This is a genomic window from Massilia sp. UYP34 (assembly GCF_056279385.1).
The window spans coordinates 245,293-270,808 of sequence record NZ_JBWBRF010000003.1; the positions used below are offsets into that span (position 1 = coordinate 245,293).

The 25,516-nt window shown below is 68.2% G+C and carries 21 protein-coding genes; 6 read left to right on the forward strand and 15 right to left on the reverse strand.

The genetic code is table 11. The features are described from left to right. Nucleotides 1-18: 18 nt before the first annotated feature. Complete coding sequence (locus ACZ9AQ_RS07745) at nucleotides 19-642, reverse strand: tetratricopeptide repeat protein (RefSeq protein ID WP_429203188.1); 624 nt, start codon at nucleotides 640-642, stop codon at nucleotides 19-21. A gap of 106 nt (nucleotides 643-748) precedes the next feature. After that, nucleotides 749-1,537, reverse strand: coding sequence for a GIN domain-containing protein (locus tag ACZ9AQ_RS07750; RefSeq protein WP_429203189.1), 789 nt, complete (start codon nucleotides 1,535-1,537; stop codon nucleotides 749-751). 314 nt (nucleotides 1,538-1,851) lie between these two features. Here ACZ9AQ_RS07750 and ACZ9AQ_RS07755 point away from each other — a divergent pair, with 314 nt between their 5' ends. From ACZ9AQ_RS07755 to ACZ9AQ_RS07765, 3 genes are all read left to right on the forward strand, one after another. After that, nucleotides 1,852-3,243, forward strand: a complete 1,392-nt coding sequence (locus tag ACZ9AQ_RS07755; RefSeq protein ID WP_429203190.1) for a M16 family metallopeptidase — start codon at nucleotides 1,852-1,854, stop codon at nucleotides 3,241-3,243. 10 nt (nucleotides 3,244-3,253) lie between these two features. Next, nucleotides 3,254-4,663, forward strand: coding sequence for a M16 family metallopeptidase (locus ACZ9AQ_RS07760; RefSeq protein WP_429203191.1), 1,410 nt, complete (start codon nucleotides 3,254-3,256; stop codon nucleotides 4,661-4,663). A gap of 144 nt (nucleotides 4,664-4,807) precedes the next feature. Further along, a complete protein-coding gene (locus tag ACZ9AQ_RS07765; RefSeq protein WP_429203192.1) occupies nucleotides 4,808-5,098 on the forward strand; it encodes a PAAR domain-containing protein in 291 nt (96 codons plus the stop codon). Between the two features lie 5 nt (nucleotides 5,099-5,103). On the opposite strand, the gene ACZ9AQ_RS07770 is transcribed toward ACZ9AQ_RS07765, so the two are convergent. Beyond that, on the reverse strand, nucleotides 5,104-5,916 hold the full coding sequence (locus tag ACZ9AQ_RS07770) for a TOBE domain-containing protein (protein WP_429203193.1): 813 nt from the start codon (nucleotides 5,914-5,916) through the stop codon (nucleotides 5,104-5,106). A 143-nt stretch (nucleotides 5,917-6,059) separates the two neighbouring features. Here ACZ9AQ_RS07770 and modA point away from each other — a divergent pair, with 143 nt between their 5' ends. From modA to modC, 3 genes are read left to right on the forward strand one after another with little or no spacing between them, the layout of a single operon-like run. Next, nucleotides 6,060-6,803: a molybdate ABC transporter substrate-binding protein gene (modA, locus tag ACZ9AQ_RS07775; protein ID WP_429203194.1), complete on the forward strand. Its 744-nt coding sequence runs from the start codon at nucleotides 6,060-6,062 to the stop codon at nucleotides 6,801-6,803. A 2-nt stretch (nucleotides 6,804-6,805) separates the two neighbouring features. Continuing rightward, nucleotides 6,806-7,489, forward strand: a complete 684-nt coding sequence (gene modB, locus ACZ9AQ_RS07780; protein ID WP_429203195.1) for a molybdate ABC transporter permease subunit — start codon at nucleotides 6,806-6,808, stop codon at nucleotides 7,487-7,489. Continuing rightward, entirely contained in the window at nucleotides 7,486-8,559 is a 1,074-nt protein-coding gene (modC, locus tag ACZ9AQ_RS07785) for a molybdenum ABC transporter ATP-binding protein (protein WP_429203196.1), read from the forward strand. The genes modB and modC overlap by 4 nt, the downstream gene beginning before the upstream one ends. Nucleotides 8,560-8,569: 10 nt before the next feature. Here modC and ACZ9AQ_RS07790 read toward each other — a convergent pair whose 3' ends face one another. The 12 genes from ACZ9AQ_RS07790 to pnp form a co-directional block, all read right to left on the reverse strand. Continuing rightward, entirely contained in the window at nucleotides 8,570-10,489 is a 1,920-nt protein-coding gene (locus ACZ9AQ_RS07790) for a hybrid sensor histidine kinase/response regulator (RefSeq protein ID WP_429203197.1), read from the reverse strand. Continuing rightward, entirely contained in the window at nucleotides 10,486-11,865 is a 1,380-nt protein-coding gene (locus ACZ9AQ_RS07795) for an ATP-binding protein (protein WP_429203198.1), read from the reverse strand. Before ACZ9AQ_RS07795 ends, ACZ9AQ_RS07790 begins: the two co-directional genes overlap by 4 nt. After that, nucleotides 11,862-12,890: an ATP-binding SpoIIE family protein phosphatase gene (locus ACZ9AQ_RS07800; protein WP_429203199.1), complete on the reverse strand. Its 1,029-nt coding sequence runs from the start codon at nucleotides 12,888-12,890 to the stop codon at nucleotides 11,862-11,864. The genes ACZ9AQ_RS07795 and ACZ9AQ_RS07800 overlap by 4 nt, the downstream gene beginning before the upstream one ends. Next, nucleotides 12,878-13,345 (reverse strand): anti-sigma regulatory factor, encoded by a 468-nt coding sequence (locus tag ACZ9AQ_RS07805; RefSeq protein WP_429203200.1) that lies wholly within the window; start codon nucleotides 13,343-13,345, stop codon nucleotides 12,878-12,880. Before ACZ9AQ_RS07805 ends, ACZ9AQ_RS07800 begins: the two co-directional genes overlap by 13 nt. Further along, on the reverse strand, nucleotides 13,345-13,701 hold the full coding sequence (locus ACZ9AQ_RS07810; RefSeq protein ID WP_005666383.1) for an STAS domain-containing protein: 357 nt from the start codon (nucleotides 13,699-13,701) through the stop codon (nucleotides 13,345-13,347). Before ACZ9AQ_RS07810 ends, ACZ9AQ_RS07805 begins: the two co-directional genes overlap by 1 nt. A gap of 10 nt (nucleotides 13,702-13,711) precedes the next feature. Further along, nucleotides 13,712-14,575: an STAS domain-containing protein gene (locus tag ACZ9AQ_RS07815; RefSeq protein WP_429203201.1), complete on the reverse strand. Its 864-nt coding sequence runs from the start codon at nucleotides 14,573-14,575 to the stop codon at nucleotides 13,712-13,714. Nucleotides 14,576-14,714: 139 nt separating this feature from the next. Next, nucleotides 14,715-17,900, reverse strand: a complete 3,186-nt coding sequence (locus tag ACZ9AQ_RS07820) for an efflux RND transporter permease subunit (RefSeq protein WP_429203380.1) — start codon at nucleotides 17,898-17,900, stop codon at nucleotides 14,715-14,717. A gap of 46 nt (nucleotides 17,901-17,946) precedes the next feature. Further along, nucleotides 17,947-19,146 (reverse strand): efflux RND transporter periplasmic adaptor subunit, encoded by a 1,200-nt coding sequence (locus tag ACZ9AQ_RS07825; protein WP_429203202.1) that lies wholly within the window; start codon nucleotides 19,144-19,146, stop codon nucleotides 17,947-17,949. Then, a complete protein-coding gene (locus tag ACZ9AQ_RS07830) occupies nucleotides 19,143-20,408 on the reverse strand; it encodes a TolC family protein (protein WP_429203203.1) in 1,266 nt (421 codons plus the stop codon). Before ACZ9AQ_RS07830 ends, ACZ9AQ_RS07825 begins: the two co-directional genes overlap by 4 nt. 79 nt (nucleotides 20,409-20,487) lie before the next feature. Then, nucleotides 20,488-20,829: a DUF2946 family protein gene (locus ACZ9AQ_RS07835; protein ID WP_429203204.1), complete on the reverse strand. Its 342-nt coding sequence runs from the start codon at nucleotides 20,827-20,829 to the stop codon at nucleotides 20,488-20,490. A gap of 315 nt (nucleotides 20,830-21,144) precedes the next feature. After that, nucleotides 21,145-22,917: an ABC transporter ATP-binding protein/permease gene (locus tag ACZ9AQ_RS07840; RefSeq protein WP_429203205.1), complete on the reverse strand. Its 1,773-nt coding sequence runs from the start codon at nucleotides 22,915-22,917 to the stop codon at nucleotides 21,145-21,147. A 416-nt stretch (nucleotides 22,918-23,333) separates the two neighbouring features. Further along, a complete protein-coding gene (pnp, locus tag ACZ9AQ_RS07845) occupies nucleotides 23,334-25,436 on the reverse strand; it encodes a polyribonucleotide nucleotidyltransferase (RefSeq protein ID WP_429203206.1) in 2,103 nt (700 codons plus the stop codon). Between the last annotated feature and the right edge of the window lie 80 nt (nucleotides 25,437-25,516).

A 25,516-nucleotide genomic window follows, 5' to 3' on the forward strand; every position in this document is an offset into this window, starting at 1 on the left:
CTGAAATTCCGTGGACTGCTACGGATTGGCGCCGGTCTTCGACGCCGCCGGCAGGGCCTTGCCCACCTTCCAGGTGCGCGACAGGGCCTGCGCTTCTTCAACCTGTTCCTGCGTCATTTTCTTGGCGATCGCGGCGCGCTGTTCGATGGCGTTGCGGTGGCCGCCGGCCGCGGCCAGGTTGTACAGCATATAGGCCAGCACCGCATCCTGCGGCACGCCCGCCACGCTATAGCGGTACATCAGCCCGAGCGCGTGCTGGGCGTCGGGGTTGCCCTGCTCGGCCGCCCTGCGGAACCAGCCGACGGCATGTTTCTGGTCCTGCGGCACCGCATTGCCGGTGTAATACATGGCGCCGACCACGTACTGGGCATCGGCCTTGCCCTGCTCGGCCGCCTTCAGGTGCCAGGCGAAGGCCTGCTTGTAGTCGCGCGTGACGCCGCGGCCCATGTAGTACATCAGGCCCAGCAGGTGCTGGGCGTCGGGATTGCCGGCCCGGGCCAGCGGACTGATTTCTTTCAATGCCAGCGCATAGTTGCGGGCGTTGTAGGCGCTCGCGCCCTCGGCAAAGCCGGCCCGGGCGCTCGTCTGCGGACCGAATTGCAGCCCGATGGCAAGCAGCGTCACAAGGAGTATTTTTTTCATGTCTCGTGCACAGAATCTGGATCGTTCCGGAATTTGAGCAATTGCCGCGAATCCCACCGAGGTGGCCATGTGTGTGGCGCTGCCAGGACCATGGAAGGCGCGCCTGTCATTTCCAGTTGACCTTGCCCAGGCCGTCGAGGGCGACCTTGCGATTGGCCGGCTTGCCGAACACCGTCACCGATCCCATGCCCGACAGCGCGAGATTGGCGCTCTTTTGCACGTTGACGGTGGCGTTGCCCAGGCCCGACAAGTCCAGCGTGACCGAGTCGGCCGTGCAGTCCCGGGCGTCGAGTCCGCCCAGTCCGCCGAGCTCGGCACTGATGTGCTTGCTGCGTCCGCTCAGGGTCACGTAGCCGGCCCCGCCCAGGCTCAGGTCGACGTGCTCGCTGTTCACGCCCTGGATCTTGAGATTGCCGACCCCGCCCAGGCTGGCCGTGATGGTGCGGTAGTCCGACGATGATACATACATCGAGCCGGCGCCATCGAGGTTGATGTCCAGCGTTTCCCCGGCGAACCCGCTCACGGTGGTGGAACCGATGCTTTCGGACGACACCGCCTGCAGGTTCGGCAGCACCAGTTCGGCCTGCAGGCCGGACGAACGGCCGAAGCGCAAGCCCGCATTGCGGCCTTCGGTCTCGATGTTCAGGGTGTCCCCATTCTGCGACGTCGTGGTCCGCGACAGCAGGCGCGCGTCGCCGGTGAGCACCAGGGCCGGCGTCGCCCCCTGGCGGATCTTGAGGTCACCCACTCCTTCAAGCTTGACACGCACCACGCGCGCATCGATCTGGCGGGTCTCGGTGCTCGTCTCCGGCGCGCCCCCGGCGACGCCGGGCGCCGCCCAGAACAAGGCGAACGGCACGGCGATGGCGGCGCCCAGCTTGGTCAGGTGGTTCATCCATTCTCTCCAATAAATTCTTGCGCCGGCATCGCGCCGGTACTTGTCATGTTGCAACTATATCCCGAAAGCCGGGCCGGTCGCGGCCCCATGCGACGAACTGCATGAATCGCCACCCGAAATGCACACGCCGGCGATGGATGCCGTCTGCATGACATCGGCATGGCATGCGCTGGAACAATAAAAAGAATACTTATCAACATGCCATTGCGCTAAGATAGGCCGCCGATGGCCGCCCCTTCCCGGCCGGCGGGAGTCGCTCCCGCCGGGGGATGGCGCTGGCAAATCGCCCCACCATTCTTCATGAGGTTCCCATGCGCATGCGCCAATTACCTGTCCTGCTGGCCGGGCTCACCCTGTCGATATCGGCGTTCGCCGCCCCGAGCGACCAGTGGAGCCTGCCGGTCAACACCAAGAAACTCGACAACGGACTGACCGTCATCGTGTCGGAAGACCGCAGCTCGCCGACCGTCGGCGTCTCGGTCGTCTACCACGTCGGCATGCGCCTCGAGCCCCGGAACCGCACCGGCTTCGCCCACCTGTTCGAACACCTGATGTTCCAGGGCACGCCGAACGCGCCGAAGGGCGTGTTCGACACCACCATCACCGCCGGCGGCGGCTGGAACAACGGCTCGACCCGTCCCGACTTCACCAACTACATCGAGACCGCGCCGGCATCGAGCCTGGAGCCGATCCTGTGGCTGGAAGCGGACCGCATGAAGACCCTGGACTTCAATCCGGCCACCCTGAAGAACCAGCAGGACGTCGTCAAGGAAGAGATCCGCGTCAACGTCAAGAACCAGCCCTACGGCGGTTTCATGTGGATCGACATCAGCCAGCACGCGTTCCAGAAATGGGAGAACAACCACGACGGCTACGGCAGCTTCGAAGACCTGGAAAACGCCAGCCTGGACGACGTGCGCGCCTTCCACCGCGACTACTACGGCCCGAACAACGCGGTGCTGGCGATCGCCGGCGACATCACGCCGCAGCAGGGCTTCGCGCTGGCCGAGAAATACTTCGGCGCAATTGCGGCGCGCCCGGTACCGAAGGGCACCGACTTCTCGGAGCCTCTCAACACCGCCGAAAAACGGCTGGAGCAAAGTGACGCGCTGGCCCAGGTGCCGGCCATCGCGGCGGCCTGGAAGGCGCCGGAACGCGGCAGCCGCGACCAGGCGCCGATCGCGGTGCTGGCCGAGCTGCTGGGCGGCGGCGACGCCTCGCTGTTCTACCAGGGCCTGGTGAAGGGCCGCGAGATCGCCCTCAACGTCGACACCATGTTCGGCCTGACCAGCCCGTGGGAATACAACGGCCCGACCCTGATGACCGTGTTCGCACTGTACAAGCCGGACAGCAGCGCCGACGCCGTGCTCAAGGCGATGGACGAAGAGATCGCGAAGATCGCGAAGGACGGCGTCGACGACGCGACCTTGAAGCGCGTCAAGACGCGCATGCTGGCCGACTGGAACAACAAGCTGGAGAGCTTCGTGAACCGCGCCGACACCCTGGCCAAGCTGCAGACCCTGTGGGGCGACGCCAACGTGGTCAACAAGATCCCGGGCTGGATCGAGGGCGTGACCTCGGGCGACATCCAGCGCGCGGCCAGGACCTATCTGGTGCCGACCAACCGCACCGTCATCGACCGCAAGCCGGCCGCCATGATCGAAGCGGCCAAGACTGCGTCGGCCCCCGCCAACACCCAATAAGGAGCGCGTCATGAAAAAACTGATGCTCGCACTTGCCATCTCGTTCGCATTCGGACCAGGCGCTTACGCCGCCGAGGCCAAGGCGCCGTCCGGCATGCCCGCCTATGGCCAGGAGAAATCGATCCCGGCGCCGAAGATCGCCAGGCAGACCCTGCCCAACGGCCTGACCGTGTGGGTCGTGCCGCGCCAGGGCCTGCCGCGCGTGGACTACGTGCTGGCGCTGCGCGGCGCCGGCTTCGCGGCCGACGCGCCGAACCAGAGCGGCTTTGCCGCCATGCTGGCCGGCATGCTCAATGAAGGAACAGCCAAGCGCGATTCGCGCGCGATCGCCGAAGCGGCCCAGGGCATGGGCGGCGAAGTGGCGGCCAGCCCGGCCGCCGACGGCATCATCGTCTCGGGCAACGCCCTGGCCTCGCAGGCGAGCGGCATGCTGAACCTGATGGCCGAGATCGTGCGCCAGCCTTCCTTCCCCGAGAACGAAGTGGCGCTGGCCAAGGCCAATGCGCTGCAGTCGCTGCGCGTGTCCGAGACCCAGCCGGCGTTTCGCGCCGAGCGCGCGATCAAGAAGGCCGTGTATGGCGAGCACCCGTATGGCCGCACCGACCCGACGGTCGAGTCGATCGACGCCGTCAGCGCCGCGATGCTGCGCGCCGAGCACGCGAAACGCTTCCGTCCCGACCGCGCCTTGCTGGTGGTCACCGGCCGCATCACCGAGGCTGAGGCCATGAAGCTTGCCAGGGCCGCCTTCGGCGACTGGAAGGCGAGCGGCGCGGCCCTGCCCGACACCCCGCCCGCCGCCACCGGCGTGAAGCCGGCGCGCATCCTGCTCAAGCGCGACGGCAGCGTGCAGTCGACCTTGCGCCTGGGCAGCCCCGGCATCGCGGCCAGCGCGGCGGACCAGATCCCGCTGCGCCTGACCAGCACCATCCTGGGCGGCGGTTTTTCGAGCCGCATCAACACCAATCTGCGCGAGGAAAAAGGCTATACCTATGGCGCCTCGGCCGGCGCGCGCATGAGCCGCGCGGGCGGCATGATGGTGGGCGGCGCCGACGTGCGCAACGAAGTCACCGGCGCTTCGCTCGAAGAATACTTCAAGGAATACAAGCGCCTGGGCGCGGAGCTGGTGCCGGCCAGCGAAATGGACATGAACAAGCGCTACGTCGCGGGCGGCTACCTGCTCAGCAACCAACTGCAGCGTTCGGTCGCCAATACCCTGGCCGCCAACTGGCTGGTCGGCCTGCCGCCGGAATTCTTGGGCGAATACGTGCCGAAGATCCAGAAGGTCACGCCGGAGCAGGTGCGCACCGTGGCGCGCAAGTATTTCGCGCCCGCGAACCAGTCGATCGTGGTGGTCGGCGATCCATCGAAGCTCGAGGAACAGCTCAAGCCGTATGGCGCGTTTACCGTGACCGACAAGTAAGCCGGCGCCGCCTTGCCGTCACCCAGCCCCGCCCGGATTGGCGGGGCTTTTTCATGACTAGGGGACGAATCGGCTTATGGCCGCTCAAGGCCCGGCGGCGGCGGCCTGCCTATCCTGTGGTTTTGCGATCGATGGGAGGCCGCCATGGCAACGCGCTACTACATCACGCTGGGCGCATCGACGACCGCCGGCGGCACGGTGACCACAGCCAGTTCGCTGCTCGCGCTCGACGGCGTGAAGGTCGCGCTCGAAGGCGACCAGGTGTCCTGCCCCGCCTGCGGGTCGACCGGCACCATCGGCCTGGACGGTCCGCGGCTGCCGGCGCGCCACGACGGCCGCCAGTATGCGCTCGATGGCGACCTGTGCCTGTGCCGCTGCGATCCGCCGCCGCGGCTCGTCGCGGTCCAGCATCTGTCCGGGCAGACGATCGGTTAGGCCGGCTAGGCCGGCACGCCCAGGATCACGCTCGAGGCCTTGAACAGCGCGGTCGCCGCCGCGCCTTCGGCCAGTCCCAGCGCGTCCACGCTGTCGTTGGTGATCGTGGCGGCCACGCTGCCCCCGCCCGCCAGCGCGATCACCACCTCGGCATTGACCGCGCCGCGCATCAGGCGCGAGACCTGGCCCGTCAGCCGATTGCGGGCCGACAGCCGCGCGCCATCGTCATCCGTCATCACGATCACCGACGACGATTTGATCAGCGCAAAGGCCTGCCGCCCCGGCGCAAGTCCGAGGCTTTCCGAACTCTCGCGCGTGACGATGGCGACGATCGCCTGCCCGCCGGCGATCGCGAGCTCGACTTCGTCGTTCACCGCGCCCGGCGTCACCCGGGTCACGGTGCCGAAGAACTGGTTGCGCGCGCTGGTCCTCATCCTGAACCTCGCGAAAAGCGCCAGATCGTCGGCCACGTCGCCGGCCTGGCGGTTGAGTCGTTCGAGAAAATCATCGTGCACCCGTTCGATCGTCCTGAAGTTGTCCACCAGCTGCTGGCCGCGCGCCGTGAGCCGCGTGCCGCCGCCGCCCTTGCCGCCGGCGACGCGCTCGACCAGCGCCTCGCCCGCGAGATTGTTCATCGTGTCGATCGCATCCCAGGCGGCCTTGTAGCTCAGGCCGACCGCCTTGGCGGCGCCGGTGATGGAACCGAGCCGCCCGATCGCCGCCAGCAGTTCGATCCGGTTGCCGCCGCCGAGGTTCTCGCCGCCGACCGTCATCCAGACCCTGCCATCGAGGGCGATGCGCTTGTCTTCTGTGCTCATCCCGTGCTCATCCCATGCTGATCCATGCCCACCTGCGATTCTCGCCGGCTGCTTTTCGCTATATACTTGAGTATACAGCGCTTGCTCATCCATCCGACCGGCAGGCTACCACGATGTTCCCATCCCGATCCGGAGAAAAACCGATGATACGCCTGGCCAGCCTGCTCGCCATATTGACCACCATGGGGACGGCGCATGCCGGCGAGGTCCAGGTCGCGGTCGCCGCCAACTTCGCCGGCCCGATGGAAAAGCTGGCCGAGCAATTCCAGCGCGACACCGGCCACAAGGCCGTGCTCGCCAGCGGCGCCACCGGCAAGTTCTACGCCCAGATCCGCAACGGGGCGCCGTTCGAGGTGCTGCTGGCGGCCGACGACGCCACCCCGGCCAGACTGGAAACCGAAGGTCACGTCGTGGCCGGCAGCCGCTTCACCTATGCGGTCGGCCGCCTGGTGCTGTGGTCGGCCAGGGACGGCGTCGTCGACGCCGGGGGCAAGGTCCTGAACACCGCCAGCTACCGCCACCTGGCGATCGCCAACCCGAAAACCGCGCCGTATGGCGCCGCCGCCATCGCCACCCTGCAAAAGCTCGGCCTGGTCGAGGCCGTGCGGCCGCGCATCGTCCAGGGCGAGAACATCGCCCAGGCCTGGCAGTTCACCAGCACCGGCAACGCCGAACTGGGCTTCGTGGCCCAGGCTCAGGTCTGGCGCGACGGCAAGTTCACGGCGGGTTCGGGCTGGATCGTCCCGGCCAATATGCACGCCCCGATCCGCCAGGACGCGGCGCTGCTGGCCAAGGGCGAGCGCAACCCGGCGGCCCGGGCGCTGCTGCACTACCTGCGCACCGACAAGGCCAAAGCGCTGATCCGCAGCTTCGGCTACGAAGCCTGACGATGCTCGATTCGTCCGACTTTTCCGCGATCTGGCTGACCCTCAGGCTGGCCACCGTCGTCACCCTGCTGCTGCTGGTATTGGGCACGCCGCTGGCCTGGTGGCTGGCGCGCACGCATTCGAGGCTGCGCCACGCGGTCGGGGCGGTGGTGGCCCTGCCGCTGGTGCTGCCGCCGACCGTGATCGGCTTTTACCTGCTGCTGGCGATGGGCCCCGACGGCCCGCTCGGCCGCCTGACCACGGCGCTGGGCCTGGGCACGCTGTCCTTCACCTTCAGCGGCCTGGTGATCGGCTCGGTCTTCTATTCGCTGCCCTTCGTGGTGCAGCCGCTGCAGAACGCCTTCGAGGCGGTCGGCACGCGGCCGCTGGAAGTGGCGGCCACCCTGCGCGCCAGTCCATGGGACACGTTCTGGTCGGTGGTGGTGCCGCTGGCCCGGCCCGGCTTCGTGACCGGCGCCATCCTCGGCTTCGCCCACACCATCGGCGAGTTCGGCGTGGTGCTCATGATCGGCGGGAACATCCCCGACAAGACGCGCGTGGTCTCGACCCAGATCTACGACCACGTGGAAGCGATGGAATACGCGCAGGCCCACTGGCTGGCCGGCGGCATGCTGGTGTTCTCGTTCGTGGTGCTGCTGGTGCTGTACACGCTGTATCCGCAATCGGCCAGGGGGACGCGGCGATGAGCGGCATACGCATCAAGGTACGACTCGACCGCGGCGCATTCGCCCTCGACGCCGACCTCGACCTGCCCGGCCACGGCGTGAGCGCCCTGTTCGGCCATTCCGGGTCGGGCAAGACCACGCTGCTGCGCATCCTCGCCGGGCTGGAGCGCGCACCGGGCGCCGTCGTCGCCGTGGGCGGCGAAACCTGGCAGGACGATGCGCGCGGCGTGTACGTGCCGACCTACCGGCGCGGCATCGGCTACGTGTTCCAGGAGGCGAGCCTGTTCGACCATCTCGACGTGCGCGCCAACCTGGAGTTCGGCCTCAAGCGCCTGCCGCCGGGCGCGCGCCGCTTCGAGATCGGGCCCGTGACCGAACTGCTCGGCATCGCGCACCTGCTGGCGCAGCGCCCAGGCACCCTGTCGGGCGGCGAACGCCAGCGCGTCGCGATCGCGCGCACGCTGCTCGCGGCGCCGCGCCTGCTGCTGATGGACGAGCCGCTGGCGGCGCTCGACATGAAGCGCAAGCAGGAAATCCTCCCCTATCTCGAGCGCCTGCACGACGAGCTGGCGCTGCCGGTGGTCTACGTCAGCCACGCGGCCGACGAGGTGGCGCGCCTGGCCGACTACCTGGTGGTGCTGGAACAGGGACGCGTGCTGGCCGGCGGTCCGCTGGCCGACACGCTGGCGCGGCTCGACCTGGCGGCGAACTTCGAGGACGACGCCGGCGTGATGATCGAGACCGTGCTCGCCGGGCGCGACGCCGACGGCCTGTCGCACCTGGCCTTTCCCGGCGGCGTGCTGCTGGTCGGTCTGCGCGACGGCGTCAAGAGCCGCGTGCGCTGCCGCATCCATGCGCGCGACGTCAGCCTGGCGCTCGAGCGAGCGCGCGGCAGCAGCATCGCCAACATCCTGCCGGCCGTCGTCGATGCGGTGGGTCCGGCGGCGGCGCCGGGCCAGGTGCTGGTGCGTTTGAAGATCGGGGAGACCGCGCTGCTGGCGCGCATCACCGAGCGCTCGCGGCGCGAGTTGGCGATCGAACCGGGGTGCGCGCTCTGGGCGCAGGTGAAGGCGGTGGCGCTGCTGGCGTGAGCGTGGCGGATCATCCGCCCCGCAGCGCCGCCTCCAGGTCCGACAACTCGGCCGGCTTGACCAGGTGCGCGTCGAAACCCGCCTCTTGCGCGCGGCGCCGGTCCTCGGGCGAGCCGTAGCCGGTGTGCGCCACCAGGCGCACGTGCGCCAGGTCTGGATTACCCTTGATGCGGCGCGCGACCTGGTAGCCGTCCACGCCCGGCAGGCCGATGTCGAGCACGATCACCTGCGGCTTGTGGCGCAGCGCCAGCGCCTCGATCTCGCTGGCGTCGGCCGTGGTCACCGGCTGGTAGCCCATCTCGGCCAGCAAAAAGCCCATCATCTCCATGGCGTCGACGTTGTCGTCCACCAGCAGCACGCGCATGCCGCCGGATTCGTTGGCGTCCGCGGCTTCCTGCTGCGCGGCCGCGGGCGCGCCGGACCCCGCGCGCAGCAGCGGCAGTTCGATCGTGAAGATGCTGCCCTGGCCGATGCCGGAGCTGGCCGCTTCCAGCCGGCCGCCATGCAGCTCGGCCAGGTGCGACACCAGCGACAGGCCGATGCCCAGCCCTTCCGGCGCGCGGTCCGGCGGCACCGCGGCCTGGGCGAACATGCCGAAGATGTGCGGCAGATTGTCGGCATCGATGCCGATCCCGTTGTCGCGCACCGAGATGCGCACGCGCCGCTGGCCGCCGTCATGCGCAAGCTCGCCGCTCACTTCCACTCCCAGCGTGATCGCGCCGCCGGCCGGCGTGAACTTGGCCGCGTTGTGCAGCAGGTTGCCGACCGACTGGGCCAGGCGCACCGGGTCGCCCGTCACCCACAGGTCTTCCAGCGGCTGGCGCACGTCCAGGCGGTGCGCGCAGGCGGCGATCAGCGGCGCCGCGGTCTCGATCGCCTGCGCGATCACGCCCTTCAGGTCGACTTCTTCGTTGCGCAGCACGATCTTGCCTTCGGAGATGCGCGCCACGTCCAGCAAGTCGTCCACCAGGTGGGCCAGGTGGTCGACCTGGCGCGTGATCACCTCGCGCGCGCGCGCCTGGCGCTCGGCCGCGCCCTCCCCGCTGGCGCCCAGCAGGGCCGCCGCGTTGCGGATCGGGCTCAGGGGATTGCGCAACTCGTGCGCCAGCGTGGCCAGGAACTGGTTCTTGTTGCTGTCGGCGGTGCGCAGCAGCGCCTCCATCTCCCTGCGCGCCGTGATGTCGCTGGTCACGCGCGCCACCCGGTACACCTCTCCACGCGCGCCACGCACCGGGAACAGGCGGTCGCGCACCCAGCGCACCTGGCCGTCGGCGCCGTGGATGCGGAACTCTTCGTCGTAATGCGGCTCCTGGGGCACGCGTTCCCAGCGCTGCGCCACGCGCGCGCGGTCGTCGAGGTGCACGGCGTCGAGCCAGCCGGCCGGTTCCTGGCCGAGCGATTCGGCGTCGCGGCCCCAGACCGTGGTGTAGGCCGGGCTGACGTAGACCAGCCGGCGGCCCGGCACCGAGAACATCCAGAACACGTCGTCGATATTGTCGGTCAGCTGGCGAAAGCGTTCTTCGCTGTCGCGCAGGTCGACCTGGATGCGGCGCATGCGCAGCAGCGCATTGACGTTGGCGATCAGTTCGTCGGCCTCGATCGGGGCCGCCAGGTAGTTGTCGGCGCCGCCCTCCAGGCCGCGGATCTTGTCGGCGCGGCCGGTCAGCGCGGCCGAGGTCTGCAACACGAGCACGCTGCTGCTGTCCGATTCGGCCTTGATGCGGCGGCAGACCTCGATGCCGTTGATGTCTGGAAGCTTGACGTCGAGCAGCACCAGCGCCGGCAGGTGGCGCCTGACCATCTCGAGCGCATCGGTGCCGTTGGCGGCCTCGATGACGTCGAAGCCGGCGCTCTGCAGGATGCGGGTCTTGGCGTAGCGGGCACCGTCGTTGTCGTCGACGTTGAGAATCTGGGTCGGATGACTATTCATGATGCGGTTCCAGCAGGATCAATGGTCGCATGCGGCCATGTGTTTGGCGAAGTGTTTGTCGGCGTGCGCGGCAGCGTCAGTGTAAACGTCGAGCCCACGCCCACCGTGCTCGATACGTCGACCCGGCCGCCGAGCAGTTCGGCCAGCTTGCGGCACAGCGGCAGGCCGAGTCCGGTGCCCTTGCTGCGGCGCTGCAAGGGGTGCTCGATCTGGCTGAACTCCTCGAAGATCAGCTGCAGGTTGTCGGAACTGATGCCGATCCCGGTGTCGGCCACCGCGAAGGCGATGGTATCGGCTTCCGTGTCGTGCGCGGCGAACACCAGCACCGAGCCCTGCTCGGTGAATTTCAGGGCGTTGGAGATGAAGTTGCGCAGGATCTGCGAGATCTTTCCTTCGTCCGAACAAAAGGGCTTCCCGATGCCGGACGGCTCGAAGATCAGTTCCACCCGCGCCTCGTCCACCAGCGGGCGCAGCATGCCCTTGAGCGCGCGGAACAGGTTCTCGACCACCACCGGCTCGACGTGGGTCTCGACCCGCCCGGCCTCGATCTTGGCCAGGTCGAGCAGGTCGTTGACCAGTTCCGACAGGTCGCTGGCGGCCTTGGCGATGAACGTCACCTGCCGTTCCTGCTCGTCGGTCAGGTCGCCGTCCATGCGGTCCAGCAGCAGCTGGGCCAGCGCGCGGATCGACGACAGGGGCGTCCTCAATTCGTGGCTGGTGTTGGACAGGAAGCGCGACTTCATCTCGTCGGCGAGGCGCAGGCGCTCGGCCTTGTCCTCGATCTCGGCGTACAGCGCCACGATGCCGCGGTTGGTGTCTTCGAGCTCGCGCGTCAGCGACAGCAGGTCGTCCTGGCGTTCGCGCAGCTCGGCCAGGGTGGCCAGCAATTCCTGGTTCTGCAGCTGCAGCTCGTGCGCCGGGTTCGACACCGGGCTGTCGGCCAGGCGCGCGCCGATCTCGGCCAGCCTGGCGGAAGTGACGTGCTCATGGCGCGGCAGCGCCTTGCGCACCGTGACGGTGGAGGCGCCGGCCTCGCCCGGATCGACCTCGCAGGCGTCCACCAGGCGGTGCGCGGTGACGATCGCCAGCTCGCGCAGCGATTCGGTCTCGGGGTCGCCGGCGCGCGCGCCGGCGCCGCTGACCAGCACCTCGAAGTGCTGGCGGCCCTCGTTCTCGCGCAGCTGGAACAGCGCGCGTCCGCCCGGGCCCTGGTGGCATGCGCCGCGCGCCACTTCCGACACGGCGGTGCCGATGCGCACCTGGTCCTGCTGCGAAAAGCCCAGCAGCGCCGAGATCTGGCGCGCGCGCTGGCGCACCAGCACCACGTCCTGGTCGCTGTCCAGGCCGATGCTCAGGATGCGCCGGGCGGTGCTCATGCCGCCCCCGCCAGGCGGCGCACCACCAGCACCATGGCGTCGTCGCGGCCACGGATGTGGTCGCGCATCAGGACCGCCGCGACCAGGGCCGGGCTGCGGCCCTGCAGGCCCGGGTACTTGTCCAGGTCCCAGCGGGTCTCGATGCCGTCCGAATGCAGGATGCACAGCGCGCCGGGGCCGAACGGCACCGTGAACTCCTGCACCTTGCGCATGTTGTGGCCCACGATGCCGTTGTGCGACACCAGCGCGCGGCGCGTCCCGTCGATCGCGACCGCGCCGATATTGCCGACGCCGGCGAAGCGCAGCTCGTCGACCGCGAAATCGATGCGCGCGACCGCCAGCGCCGCTCCGCGCGTGGGGCGCAAGGCCTCGTGCGCCGCATGCACCATCTCGCCCGCCGCGACCGGACCGCGCTCCTCCAGCGCCCGGATCGCCGCGTTCGCCGCGCGCGCCGCCTCCGGGCCGTGGCCCAGGCCGTCGGCCGCGAGCACGGTCGCGCCGCCGCCGGCGCAGGCGACCGCCCAGCCGTCGCCGCAGACTTCCTCGCCATTGATCGGACTCCACAGGGCGCCCACCTCGACCCCGCACGGACCGGGCCCCGGCACGTCGCGCCACAGGCGCATGAAGAAGGCGGCCCCGTCGCCTGCGGTCGAATACACGTCGAACTCGTCCGACAGGCGGCGCAGCGCGCCCAGTCCGGTGCCGGCGGTGCCGGCGGTCGACACGCCGTCGACCAGGCTGCCGGCCAGGTCGGCGATGCCCGGGCCCCGGTCGAGCGCCAGCACGTCGACGCCGATGCCGCCAGGGGACTGCGCCGGGACGATGTGGATCTGGCCTTCGCCGGCGTGCTTGAGGATATTGGTGGCCGCCTCGGTGATGATCAGGGCCAGCTGGCCGGCGCGGGTCTCGGTAAAGCCCAGCGACTCGGCCAGTTTCTGGCCGGCGCGGCGCACGGCGGCGACGTCGCTGGCATGGGAAACGGCGAACACGTACTGCGCAGACTGTGAACTGATCAGCGCTTCCATTTGATGATCAGCACCGCGGTGCCCTCCTTTGCACGGCTGTCGATGTCGAACTCGTCGACCAGGCGCTTGGAGCCGCCCAGGCCCAGGCCCAGCCCGCCGCCGGTGGTGAAACCATCGCGCAGGGCGCTGTCGATATCGGGAATGCCTTGCCCGGCATCGACGAACAGCAGGCCAATGCCCTTGCGCAGGCCGTCGTCGAGCGCGTCGAGATGGACTTCGCCGCCGCCGCCGTACTTGATCGTGTTGCGCGCCAGTTCGCTGGCGGCCGTCACCAGCTTGGTCTGGTCGACCAGCGACAGCGCGAGCGCCACGGCGCGCTCGCGCACCTGCTTGCGCAGGCCCACGACGTCCTCGTCCGAACGTAGCGGCAGCGTCACCCGGCCGCTGCGGTGCTGGCGGTGATGGTCGAGCAGATGCGTCTCGAACAGGACGGCATCGGTAAGCGCGTCGACCATTATCTGTAACTCTTTCCGAGCAGGGCCATGCCCTTCTCGACGTTCAGCGCGGTCTTCACGCCATGCAGGGTCAGGCCCAGCTCGACCAGGGTGATCGCCACCGCCGGCTGCATGCCCACCACCACGGTGCGGGCGTCGAGCACGCGCGCCATGGCGGCGGTATTGCTGATCATGCGGCCGATGAAGGAGTCCACCAGGTCGAGCGCCGAGATGTCGATCAGGACGCCCTTGGCGCCGTCGCTCACGATGCGCTCGGTCAGGTCGTCCTGCAGCTGCATGGCGAGACGGTCATGCATGTCGACCTGGATCGTCACCAGGAGCAGGTCGCCCATGCGCAGGATCGGGATGCGTTCCATATGCCTCGCCTCAGGCCTGCTTGATGGTGATCGAGGCGCCGGTGCGCTCGAGCGCGACCAGGAAGGCGTCGGCCAGGGTGGCCTTGGTGATCACGTCTTCCAGGTTCACCCCCAGGTGCACGATGGTCTGCGCGATCTGTGGCCGGATGCCGCTGATGATGCAGTCGGCGCCCATCAGGCGCGCGGCCGCGATGGTCTTCATCAGGTGCTGCGCCACCAGGGTGTCGACGGTCGGCACGCCGGTGATGTCGATGATGGCGATCATGGCGCCGGTGTCGACGATCTTCTGCAGGATGTTCTCCATCACCACCTGGGTGCGCGCCGAGTCCAGGGTGCCGATCAGCGGCAGCGCCAGGATGCCGTTCCACAGCTTGACCACCGGCGTGGACAGCTCGAGCAGTTCCTGCTGCTGGCGCACGATGATCTGGTCCTTGGTCTTCTGGAACACCTCGATGGTGTACAGGCCCATCTTGTCGAGCAGGGTCGTGATGGTCCACGACGCCACGGCGAGGCCTTCGGCGTCGCCGGCAAAGCTGTCGCGCAGCCGCGCGAACAGCGGCTGCTTGAGCGAGAACACGAAGGTGGCGGTCTCGCTCGGGGTCGAGCCCGACCTGGCGCGGCTCGACGAGATTTCACCCAGCAGGTCGCGCACTTCATCCCACGAACGGTGCTCGACGTTGTCGAGTTCACCGGCCCGGGTGGCGGCGCCGAAGGCTTTCAGGAACTGGTTGCAGTGCGAGCGCAGTTGTTCACGCGCCGCGGCGTTGCTGCGCAGGTTCAGCGCCTCGAGCTGGGCGAGCCATTCGGCGGCGATGGCGGCCTCCTGGTCCAGGATTGTCTGGCTGATACGATCCGCGTAATCCTTCATGCTCATCTGGCTTATCCCTTGAATGGTTATTGGCGCCGCGCCGGGCGGCAAGCTGTCGCCGGCGCGGTCAGATTTCTGTTAAACATCCAACTATACCATTTTCATATAGGGCAATATGTGGCGCACGGTTGTCTGTTGGATATTTTCACTGTCTCATCGAAAAAAGCGCACGTAAAGACGGCCGGGAGGCGCGCGCGGGTCGATCCCGATGCGTCCATTCATACAAAACCGGCAACAAAAGCAGCGTCAGGAAGGTCGACGACAACACCCCGCCGATCACCACCGTGGCCAGCGGCCGCTGGACTTCGGCCCCGGTGCCGACCGCCAGCGCCATCGGCACGAAGCCGAGCGAGGCGACCAGCGCCGTCATCAAGACCGGCCGCAGGCGCGCCAGCGCGCCCTGGCGCACCGCGTCCGACAGCGCCATGCCATCCTGGCGCAGGCTGCGGATGAACGAAATCAGGACCAGGCCATTGAGCACCGCCACACCGGACAGGGCGATGAAGCCGACCGCCGCCGACATCGACAGCGGAATGCCGCGCAGCCACAGGGCGGCCACGCCGCCGGCCAGGGCGAACGGGATCCCGGTGAACACCAGCAAGCCGTCGCGCACGTTGTCGAAGACCAGGTAGAGCAGGACGAAGACCAGCAGCAGCGAGGCCGGCACGATCAGGCGCAGGCGCTCGGCCGCCCTGGCCAGGTGCTCGAACTGGCCGCCCCAGGCGATCCAGTAGCCGGGCGCGATGCGCACCTCCTCGTCGATGCGCGCGCGCGCCTCGGCGACGAAGGAACCGATGTCGCGCCCGCGCACGTTGGCGCTGACCACCACCCGGCGCTTGCCCTGCTCGCGACTGAGCTGGTTGGGGCCGGGCGCCACCTCGAAGCTGGCGATCTCGCCCAGGGCGATGAAGCTGCGCGTGCCCTCCCCGCCGCCCGGCAGCGCCACCGGCAGCCGGCGCAGCGCGTCGATGTCGCCGCGCACCGGGTCCGGCAGGCGCACCACGATATCGAAGCGGCGGTCGCCCTCGAACAGGGTGCCGGCGGCGCGGCCGGCGGTGGCGGTGGCGATCATTTCCTGCACGTCGCCGATGTTCAGCCCCATGCGCGCGGCACGCTCGCGGTCGACCCGGATCTGCAGCATGGGCAGGCCGCTGGTCTGCTCCACCTGCACTTCGCTGGCGCCCGGCACCCGCCGCACGACGGCGGCGATCTCGCTGGCGGTGGCGCCAAGCACGTCCAGGTCGTCGCCGAACAGCTTCACGGCGACGTCGCTGCGCACGCCCGAGATCAGTTCGTTCACGCGCAGCTGGATCGGCTGGCTGAATTCATACTGGTTGCCGGGCAGGCCCTCGAGCGTGGCGCGAATCGCGCTTTCCACCTCGGCGCGCGAACGGCGGCGGCCGGAATCACTGCGCGGCCACTCCTTCTGGGGCTTGAAGATGATGTAGCTGTCGGCCACGCTGGGCGGCATCGGGTCGGACGCGATCTCGGCCGTGCCGATGCGGGCGAACACGCGCGCGATCTCGGGGAACTCGCGCATCAAGGTGGTCTCGATCTGCTGCTGCATCTTGACCGACTGCGACAGGCTCGTGCCGGGCACGCGCATCGTCAGCACCGCCATGTCGCCCTCGTCGAGATTCGGCGCGAACTCGACGCCCAGGCGCGTGGCCATCAGGGCGGCGAGCGCGATCACCAGCGCCGCGAGCACCAGCATCACGGCGCGGTTGGCCAGCGCGTAGTCGAGCGCCGGCGCGTACCAGCGCCGCGCCGCGCCCATCACCCGGCTTTCCTTTTCCTCGACCGAGCGGCCGATGAACAGCGCCACAGCGGCCGGCACGAAGGTCACCGACAGGATCATCGCGCCCAGCAGCGCGAACACGACGGTGAAGGCCATCGGGTGGAACATCTTGCCCTCGATGCCGGTCAGGGCGAAGATCGGCAGGTAGACGATCATGATGATCAGCTGGCCGTAGACGAGCGGCCGGCGCGCCTCGCGCGCGGCCTCGAACACCTCTGCAAAGCGCTCCTCGCGCGTGAGGATCCGCCCCAGCCGATGCTGGGCGGCGGCCAGGCGCCGCACGCAATTCTCGACGATCACCACGGCGCCGTCGACGATGATGCCGAAGTCCAGCGCTCCCAGGCTGAGCAGGTTGGCGCTGACATGGTTTGCCACCATGCCGCTGAAGGTGAACAGCATCGACAAGGGGATCACCATGGCGGTGAGCAGCGCCGCGCGCAAATTCCCGAGGAAGAAGAACAGCACCGCCACCACCAGGATCGCGCCTTCGATCAGGTTCTTGCGCACCGTGGCGATGGCTCGCTCGACCAGCACGGTGCGGTCGTAGACCGTGACGGCCTTGACGCCCCGTGGCAGGCTGCGGTTGATCTCCAGCATGCGCGCGTCGACCGCTTTCGACACCGCGCGGCTGTTCTCGCCAATCAGCATCACCACGGTGCCGAGCACCACCTCGACCCCGTTCTCGGTGGCGGCGCCGGTGCGCAACTCCTGCCCGATCGTCACCTCGGCCACGTCGCGCACGCGCACCGGGATGCCGCGAATGCTGGAGACGACGATATTGCCGATGTCGTCGATCGACGCGGCCTGGCCCGGCGCGCGCACCAGGTACTGCTCGCCTGCGCGTTCGATGTAGCCGGCGCCGACGTTGCTGTTGTTGCGCTCCAGCGCAAGGACGACATCGAGCAATTGCAGGCCATACGACGACAGCGTGGCCGTGTTCGGGGCCACCAGATATTCCTTGTCGAAGCCGCCGATCGAGTTGATCTCGGTGACGCCCGGCACGGTGCGCAGCTGCGGCTTGATGATCCAGTCCTGGATTTCGCGCAGGTCGGTCGGCGTGTAGGGCGTGCCGTCAAGCTTCTTCGCGCCCGGTTCCGTCTCCACCGTCCACTGGTAGACCTCGGACAGGCCGGTGGCGATCGGGCCCAGGGTCGGGATCACGCCGGCGGGCAGCGCCGCGCGCGCGTCCTGCAGGCGCTGGCTGACCAGCTGGCGCGCGAAGTGGATGTCGGTGCCTTCCTCGAACACCACCGTCACCTGCGACAGGCCGTAGCGCGACAGAGAGCGGAACTGCTCCAGGTGCGGCAGGCCCGACAGCACCGCCTCGACCGGATAGGTGATGCGCTGCTCGATTTCAAGCGGAGAATAGCCCGGCGCCGCGGTGTTGATCTGCACCTGGACGTTGGTCACGTCCGGCACCGCGTCGATCGGCAGGCGGCCATAGTTGTAGACGCCGACGGCGGCCATCGCCAGCACGGCCAGCATCACCAGCCAGCGGCGCGCGATGGCGGTGGCGATCAGGCGGTCGAACAGGGTCGACGGTTTGGACGACGATGTGGTCAACGGTTTGGTCGAGGTCTCAATGTTCATGGCTGCCCTGCCCCTTGCCCTGCTCCGCCTTGACCGCGAAGCTGCCGGCGCCGGCATAGGCTTCGCCCGCGCGCAGGCCAGCCGTGATCTCGACGAAGCGCCCGTCGGAGCGGCCGGTGGCGACCGGCTGCGCGACAAAACCTTCCTTGACCCGCTTGTAGACGACTTGCCGCCCGTGGGCCGTCTGGATCGCCTCGACCGCCACCGCCACCGGCACGTCGCTCGAACCGGTGACGATGTCGATGTTCACCGCCAGCCCCGGGCGCCAGGCCGCGCCCGGATTGTCGAGCACCACCCTCGCCTTGGCCGAGCGCGATTCCTCGCCCACCAGCGAGCTGACGTAGGACACCTTGCCCGGCGCCGTCGTGTTCGAGGCGATCGAGCGAATGACGGCATCGGTGCCGACCCGGACGATGTCCAGGTCGCGCGCCGGCACCACCACGTCGGCCCACACGGTCGACAGGTCGGTCAGGGTGAACACGCGGGTCCCGGCGCCGACGACTTCGCCCATCGTGATGTGCTTTTCGACGATGACGCCGTCGAACGGCGCCCGGATGCGCAGCAGATTGGACGAACCGGCATCGCGTGCGCCGAGCGCCTGCAACTGCTGGCGTGCGCTCTGGACGGCGATCTGCGCCTCGTTCAACCCGTGTTCGGCGCGCAGCAAGTCCTGGCGCGCCGAGATCTGCTCTTCCCACAGCGTCTTCTCGGCCGCATGCACCGTGCGCGCGTAGTCCAGCCGGCGTTCGGCCGCCGCCAGCGCGCCGCGCTGGGCCGCGACTTCGGCGCTCGCGACGCTGGCCAGGACCTGGTCCTTGCGCACCTTTTCGCCAAGGGTGGCATTGACTTCACTGACCGCCCCGGCGGCGCGCGGCGTCACGTGGGCGGTGCGGTCTTCATTGAGCGCGATCTGGCCCGGCATGCGGATGAAGGTGTCCAGGTGGACCGGGCCGGCGGTGGCGACCGTGATGCCGGCCACGCCGACCTGGCGGTCGGTGAAGCGGATCACGCCGTCCTGCGCGTGCTCCTTTTCGCCGTGCTCGTCCGCATGCTCCCGTTGCTCCCCTTGCGCGCGATGAGCGTGTCCTTCCGCACCGCCCGGGGCGCGGTCGCGCACCAGCACGATGGCGGCGAGGAAGACGGCGACCGCCAGCATGATGGCGATGACCTTGCTTTGCTGCTTGTTCATGGATTCTCCTGGACGGCTGCGTGTCCCAGCAGCCGTACGATATCGGCCGCCGCGCGATGAGCGTCGAGCACGGCGTTCAGGTATTGGTTCCTCGACTGGGCCAGCATGCGCTGGGCGTCGAGCACGTCGATCAGTGCGAACTTGCCCAGCTCGAAGCCGCGGCTGGCCGCCCGCTGCGCGTCTTCGGCGCCGGGCAATATCTCGGTCGAGATCAGCGCGCATTCCGCCAGCGCCGCCGTGAGCCGCGCGTGCGCCTGGGCCAGTTCGGCGCGCAGGCGGGCGCGTTCGGCGTCCTGCTGGTCGCGCGCCTTGTCGACCCGGCGCAGCGCATCGAGCACGGCGCCGTCGTTGCGGTTAAACAGCGGCAGCGGCACCGACAGGCCCACCACCGCACGGTTGCGGGCGTCCGGCCCTTCGCGCTGGGCGCCGACGATCAGGTTGACGTCGGGCGTACGGCGCGCGCGCTCGAGCCGGGCCAGCGCCTCGCGCTGGTCCACCTGGGTGCGCGCATGGCGCATCGCCGGCGCTTCGTCGAGTTGCGCCAGGAGCTGGTCCAGCGGCGGCGCCGGGGGCAGCGCCGCGGCCTGCGCCGCATTGATGCTCAGCCGGCGCGCGTCGCCGGCCCACAGGGCGGCCAGGCGGATGCGCGCGCCTTCCAGCTCGCGCCCCGCCTGCAGCGCCTCGATCCGGGCGCCGCCCTGGGCCACGCGGGCGCGGGTCGCTTCGACCGGAGGCAGGGACCCGGCCTCGACCCGCTTGTCGGCGGCGGCCAGCGCGCGGCCGGCGAGCGCCACCAGTTCGCGGGCCATGCGTTCACGCACCTGCGCCGCGACGACGTCGTGGAAGGCGGCGGCGGCATCGGCGCGCACCCTGGCGCGTTCCGCATCCAGCGCGATGGCGGCGAGCCTGCCTTCCTGGCGCGCCGCCTCGACCCGTGCGGCGCGCTTGCCGCCCAGTTCGATGGGAATGTTCAGGGTGGCGGTGGTGGTGCCGTCGCGGCCCCCCTCGCCGCCCGCGCCTTCGCGCAGCAGCTCGAGCTCGGGATTGGGCCGCGCCCCGGCCTGGGTCAGCGCCCCCTGTTGCGCCGCCACTTCGCTGCCGGCCGCGCGCAGGGTGGGATTGGCGCGCAGCGCCAGGTCGATGGCCGCTTCCAGGGTCAATGGCGCCGACGGTTGCGCCCATGCCGCGGCCGAGGCGCTGGCAAACCCGCACGCGCAGGCGAGCGCGAACGCCGCCAGCGGCGGTGTCAAACGATGTTTCATGAAGATGCTCCGAACGGGTGGATGTCCGGCGGGGCATGCGATGCGCCGCGCTTGCGGCGTGATGCGGGTCCCCGCCGCCTTAGCTGCGCAGCAGCCGGTCTGGCGGCGGGATCAGGTCGGCGACGTGGGAGGCATAGCGCCGCAATTCGCCGCGCAGATGCGGGGCGCCCTTGGGCAATGGGAGATTCGGTTGCGCGGACAGGACGGCGCTGGCCGACAGGTGGTGGCAGGCGTCGCAGTCGTCGCAATGCGCGTCGGGAGCGCCATCGTCCTGGTCCTGGCTGCTTGAAGGCGGATGCTTGTGGACGTGGTGACCCGGATGCATGGTCTGTTCGTCATGACTGCAATACGGCGCGCCGGCGGCCCAGGCGGCCTGGAGCGGCATCATGAGCAGCAGGAAGATCAGGATCAGGCGTCGCATCGCGTCAGGGTGGTCGGGTAGCGCAGGGCCGGTCGGCCAATTTTTTGCTACAGCTATTAAATACTCTGTAGCCGCTACAGGGTCAAGCACATTCGTGGCGTTCGCTGCGATTCCCGTACGACGCGTAAGGAATTCGATCCGGAACTCGCGCCGCAGCGTACACCTTTTGCAGCACCTTGATGAAGGCGCGCGGCGCCGCCGGCACGAGGCGATGGCTGGCACCAGTCCTCCAGCAAGGGCGGCTTGCGCAAAAGCAGATTGCCTGCGGTGCGGATTTGACAACCTGCGACACCGGAACGAGGCGCGCGGCCGACGCTAGCCTGCCAACGCCGCCTCGCGCGGCCGCGATCCTGCCTGCAGGTCCACGCCGCCGCCGGGCCGCGGCGCCATCGCATCGAACCGGTAATCGCTGGCGTCATGCAGTTCCCACCCGCCGTCGCCCGTCAACCACAACACATGGGTATGGTGGCGCAGCACGCCGGCGCGGTGGGCGATGCTCACCAGCGTCACGCCCTTGTCGCGCAGGCGCTTGTACAACGACGACTCATTGGCGCTGTCGAGGGCGCTGGTGGCTTCGTCGAGGATGACGATGCGCGGCGCATGCACCAGCACGCGCCCGAACGCCAGCCGCTGCTGCTCGCCGATCGACAGCAGTTTTTCCCAATCCAGCACGGCGTCGAGCCCGCCGACGCGGCCGGCCAGGTAAGGCAGATGCACCTGGTCGAGGATGGCGAGCAGCTGCTCGTCGCTCAGATCGGTACGGTCGCTGGGATAGATGAGCTGGCTGCGCAGGCTGCCCGGCTGCATATAGGGCTGCTGCGGCAAAAAGAAGCATTCCCCGCGCGGAGGATGGTGTATCACGCCGCTGCCCTTGTGCCACAGGCCGGCGATCGCGCGCAGCAGAGAACTTTTCCCGCAGCCGCTGTCGCCCGTGATCAGCAGGGCGTCGCCCGGTTGCAGGGCCAGCGTCAGGTCCTTGATCAAGACTCGTTCCGACTGCGGCGGGCACAGCGTCAGCGACTCGATCCTGAGATGCGAGCACGGCCTGCGTTGCACGCGCGACGCTGGATCACATGCGGGCTCGCCCGCGGACGACGGGTCGGCCAGCACCTGGTTCGACAGTGTCTGCAGGCGCCCGATGCCGGCGACGAAGCGGCTCAGGCTCTCGAAGTTGTCGACGATGACGCCGACCGCCGCCAGAACCGCGGTGAAGGCGCCGGCGGCCTGGACCGCGCGTCCCACCTCCAGCTGGCCCGACAGCACCGCGTCGGCAAGGATGGCGAACGGCAGCACCAGGGTCAGCTGGCTGAAGGTGCGCTGGAACAGGTTGAGCGCACGCTGCTTCTTGATCAGGCGCGAGAAGTTATGGATGACCTTGTTGAACTTGTTGTCGATGCGTGCGCGCTCCTGCGCCTCGCCGCCATAGAAGGCGATCGATTCGGCGTTTTCGCGCACGCGTATCAGGCTGAACCGGAAATCGGCTTCGCGCCGCAGCTGCCAGAAATTCAGGTGGATCAGCGGGTTGCCGAACACGTACAGCGCCACCACCGTACCCACCAATGCGTAGGCGACCAGCACGCCCACCAGCACCTGCGAAATCGACCACAGCACGGCGCTGAAGGCGACCAGCTGCATCAGCGAGCCCAGGAACACCAGCATGAAGTGGATGGAGCGTCCGGTAAACGTGTTCACATCCTCGCTGATGCGCTGGTCCGGGTTGTCGATCTCGCGATTCGATCCGAGCTCGTAGTATTTGCGGCCGTTCAGGTAGCCGTCGAGGAAGCGCCGGGTGAGCCAGCGCCGCCACTGGTTCGCGAACAGGTCGCGCATGTAGTAGTAGAAGGCATAGATCGGCACGGCGAACGCCAGGATGACCAGGCAGGCCTGCACCGAGGTCCAGAACCGCGCGCTGTCCTGGCCGGCCAGCGCCGAGGTCATTTCCCCGGCCTGGTCATTGAGCATGACCGCGAGCTTGGTCTCGACCAGCATCAGCACGATCAGGAGCGTGAGCAGCAGCCACGCCCGGCCCTTCTCGGCGCCCAGCCAGTAAGGTTTGGCAACGCTGACAAACTGCTTCCATGCAGCCATCGACAAGGTCGCGCCGCTGCGTCGCTTTTTTATCGACCCTGGAATGTCGCCAGTGATTCCATCGTTCGACGTCTGCGTAGGGGTCGTCATGATTCGTGTGGTACCCATGCCCGGTCGCATCCGGCCGCAGGACGTGACTGGTCTTGCTATCATCCTTCTGACAGCGGCGCCTTTACTGCCGCGACGCCGCTGTCTGCGGTCCCGTGGCTTGTATGTATCCAAACCACGGACCCAGCATAAAACCGCGAATCGAACCGTTCCGTGCGAAAACATACATTGCAGGAATCTGCCGCAAACGATCAGCGAGCGAAATCCGGGAGCGCCGAACGGAAAAAACCGCCAGGCTCACGCTCTGGCGGTTTTTTCATCGAGCGGCGAACCGCTCACTTGCTTGCAGCGCTATTGCTGCGCCGCGTTTACTGCGCCGCGACTTCGACCGGATCGGCCGCCTTCATCGACAGCTTCAGGCGACCGCGCTCGTCGGTCTCGAGAACCTTGACGCGCACTTGCTGGCCTTCCTTCAGGTAGTCGGCGACGGCGTTGACGCGCTCGTTGGCGATCTGCGAGATGTGCAGCAGGCCATCCTTGCCCGGCATGACTTGCACGATCGCGCCGAAGTCCAGGAGTTTCAGCACGGTGCCGTCGTAGGTCTTGCCCACTTCGACCGATGCGGTCAGCTCTTCGATGCGGCGCTTGGCTTCCTGGCCGGCGGCGGCGTCGACCGAGGCGATGGTCACGATGCCTTCGTCGGTGATGTCGATCTGGGTGCCGGTTTCTTCGGTCAGCGCGCGGATGACGGCGCCGCCCTTGCCGATCACGTCACGGATCTTTTCCGGGTTGATGCGGATGGTGATCAGGCGCGGCGCGAAGTCCGACAGTTCGGTCTTCACGGACGGCATGGCCTTCTGCATCTCGCCCAGGATGTGGTGGCGGGCTTCCTTGGCTTGCGCCAGCGCCACCTGCATGATCTCCTTGGTGATGCCCTGGATCTTGATGTCCATCTGCAGCGCGGTGATGCCCGCCGGGGTGCCGGCCACCTTGAAGTCCATGTCGCCCAGGTGGTCTTCGTCACCCAGGATGTCGGTCAGGACCGCGAACTTGCCGCCTTCCTTGATCAGGCCCATGGCGATGCCGGCCACGTGCGCCTTCATCGGCACGCCGGCGTCCATCAGCGCCAGGCAGCCGCCGCAGACCGAGGCCATCGACGACGAACCGTTCGACTCGGTGATTTCCGAGACCAGGCGCACCGAGTAGCTGAAGTCTTCCGGGTTGGGCAGTGCGGCGACCAGCGCGCGCTTGGCCAGACGGCCGTGGCCGACTTCGCGGCGCTTCGGGGTGCCCACGCGACCGGTTTCGCCGGTGGCGAACGGAGGCATGTTGTAGTGCATCATGAAGTCGTCGGTGTACTCGCCCATCAGCGCGTCGATCTTCTGGCTGTCGCGCGCGGTGCCGAGGGTGGCGACCACCAGTGCCTGGGTTTCGCCGCGGGTGAACAGGGCCGAGCCGTGGGTGCGCGGCAGGACGCTCGAGCGGATCGCGATCGGACGCACGGTGCGGGTGTCGCGGCCGTCGATGCGTGGCTCGCCGTCCAGGATCTGCGAACGCACGACCTTGGCTTCCATGTCGAACAGGATATTGCCGACTTCGCCAGCGTCAGCCGCGATGCCTTGTGCCGACAGCTCGGCCATCACTTCCGACGACAGCGACTTGAGCTTCTGCTGGCGGGCCGATTTTTCGCGGGTCTGGTAGGCGTCGCGGACCTTGGCTCCGGCCAGTTCGGCAACGCGGGCGATCAGCGCTTCATTCTTTGGCGCCGGCGCCCATTCGACTTCCGGCTTGCCGCCTTCGGCGACCAGGTCGTGGATCGCGTCGATCACGGCCTTCATCTGCTCGTGGCCGAACACGACCGCGCCGAGCATGACTTCTTCGGACAGTTGCTTGGCTTCCGATTCCACCATCAGGACGGCGGATTCGGTGCCGGCCACGACCAGGTCCATCTGCGAGGTCTTCAGCTCGGTGGTGGTCGGGTTCAGGATGTACTGGCCGTTCGCGTAGCCGACGCGCGCGGCGCCGATCGGACCGGCGAACGGGATGCCGGCGATGCACAGGGCGGCCGAGGCGCCGATCATCGCCGGGATGTCCGGATCGATTTCAGGATTGACCGACAGCACGTGGATGATCACCTGGACTTCGTTCAGGTAGCCTTCCGGGAACAGCGGGCGGATCGGACGGTCGATCAGGCGCGAGGTCAGCGTTTCTTTTTCGGAAGGACGGCCTTCACGCTTGAAGAAACCGCCAGGGATCTTACCCGCAGCGTACGTTTTCTCCATGTAGTCGACGGTCAGCGGGAAGAAATCCTGGCCCGGCTTGGCGTCTTTCTTGGCCACCACCGTGGCAAGGATGACGGTATCTTCGACCGACACCACGACGGCGCCGCTGGCCTGGCGCGCGATTTCACCCGTCTCCAGGGTGACCGTGTGTTGACCGTACTGGAAGGTTTTCGTAACTTTATTAAACATTGGGTAATCCCTTTCATTTTACCGACAGATTTTCAGGAGCTGTCGTTCACCTCTCACCACGGGCCACCGAGAAGTGGCCT

What these genes read in the sequence shown, in the direction of transcription:
- ACZ9AQ_RS07805 (WP_429203200.1), bottom strand. Translation starts at nt 13,345, where the DNA reads ATGGTCGACGCGCTTACCGATGCCGTCCTGTTCGAGACGCATCTGCTC.
- ACZ9AQ_RS07770 (WP_429203193.1), bottom strand. Translation starts at nt 5,916, where the DNA reads ATGAGCACAGAAGACAAGCGCATCGCCCTCGATGGCAGGGTCTGGATG.
- pnp (WP_429203206.1), bottom strand. Translation starts at nt 25,436, where the DNA reads ATGTTTAATAAAGTTACGAAAACCTTCCAGTACGGTCAACACACGGTC.
- ACZ9AQ_RS07765 (WP_429203192.1), top strand. Translation starts at nt 4,808, where the DNA reads ATGGCAACGCGCTACTACATCACGCTGGGCGCATCGACGACCGCCGGC.
- ACZ9AQ_RS07825 (WP_429203202.1), bottom strand. Translation starts at nt 19,146, where the DNA reads ATGAACAAGCAGCAAAGCAAGGTCATCGCCATCATGCTGGCGGTCGCC.
- ACZ9AQ_RS07760 (WP_429203191.1), top strand. Translation starts at nt 3,254, where the DNA reads ATGAAAAAACTGATGCTCGCACTTGCCATCTCGTTCGCATTCGGACCA.
- ACZ9AQ_RS07830 (WP_429203203.1), bottom strand. Translation starts at nt 20,408, where the DNA reads ATGAAACATCGTTTGACACCGCCGCTGGCGGCGTTCGCGCTCGCCTGC.
- modA (WP_429203194.1), top strand. Translation starts at nt 6,060, where the DNA reads ATGATACGCCTGGCCAGCCTGCTCGCCATATTGACCACCATGGGGACG.
- ACZ9AQ_RS07745 (WP_429203188.1), bottom strand. Translation starts at nt 642, where the DNA reads ATGAAAAAAATACTCCTTGTGACGCTGCTTGCCATCGGGCTGCAATTC.
- ACZ9AQ_RS07755 (WP_429203190.1), top strand. Translation starts at nt 1,852, where the DNA reads ATGCGCATGCGCCAATTACCTGTCCTGCTGGCCGGGCTCACCCTGTCG.
- ACZ9AQ_RS07815 (WP_429203201.1), bottom strand. Translation starts at nt 14,575, where the DNA reads ATGAGCATGAAGGATTACGCGGATCGTATCAGCCAGACAATCCTGGAC.
- ACZ9AQ_RS07800 (WP_429203199.1), bottom strand. Translation starts at nt 12,890, where the DNA reads ATGGAAGCGCTGATCAGTTCACAGTCTGCGCAGTACGTGTTCGCCGTT.
- ACZ9AQ_RS07810 (WP_005666383.1), bottom strand. Translation starts at nt 13,701, where the DNA reads ATGGAACGCATCCCGATCCTGCGCATGGGCGACCTGCTCCTGGTGACG.
- ACZ9AQ_RS07750 (WP_429203189.1), bottom strand. Translation starts at nt 1,537, where the DNA reads ATGAACCACCTGACCAAGCTGGGCGCCGCCATCGCCGTGCCGTTCGCC.
- ACZ9AQ_RS07790 (WP_429203197.1), bottom strand. Translation starts at nt 10,489, where the DNA reads ATGAATAGTCATCCGACCCAGATTCTCAACGTCGACGACAACGACGGT.
- ACZ9AQ_RS07840 (WP_429203205.1), bottom strand. Translation starts at nt 22,917, where the DNA reads ATGGCTGCATGGAAGCAGTTTGTCAGCGTTGCCAAACCTTACTGGCTG.
- modB (WP_429203195.1), top strand. Translation starts at nt 6,806, where the DNA reads ATGCTCGATTCGTCCGACTTTTCCGCGATCTGGCTGACCCTCAGGCTG.
- ACZ9AQ_RS07835 (WP_429203204.1), bottom strand. Translation starts at nt 20,829, where the DNA reads ATGCGACGCCTGATCCTGATCTTCCTGCTGCTCATGATGCCGCTCCAG.
- modC (WP_429203196.1), top strand. Translation starts at nt 7,486, where the DNA reads ATGAGCGGCATACGCATCAAGGTACGACTCGACCGCGGCGCATTCGCC.
- ACZ9AQ_RS07795 (WP_429203198.1), bottom strand. Translation starts at nt 11,865, where the DNA reads ATGAGCACCGCCCGGCGCATCCTGAGCATCGGCCTGGACAGCGACCAG.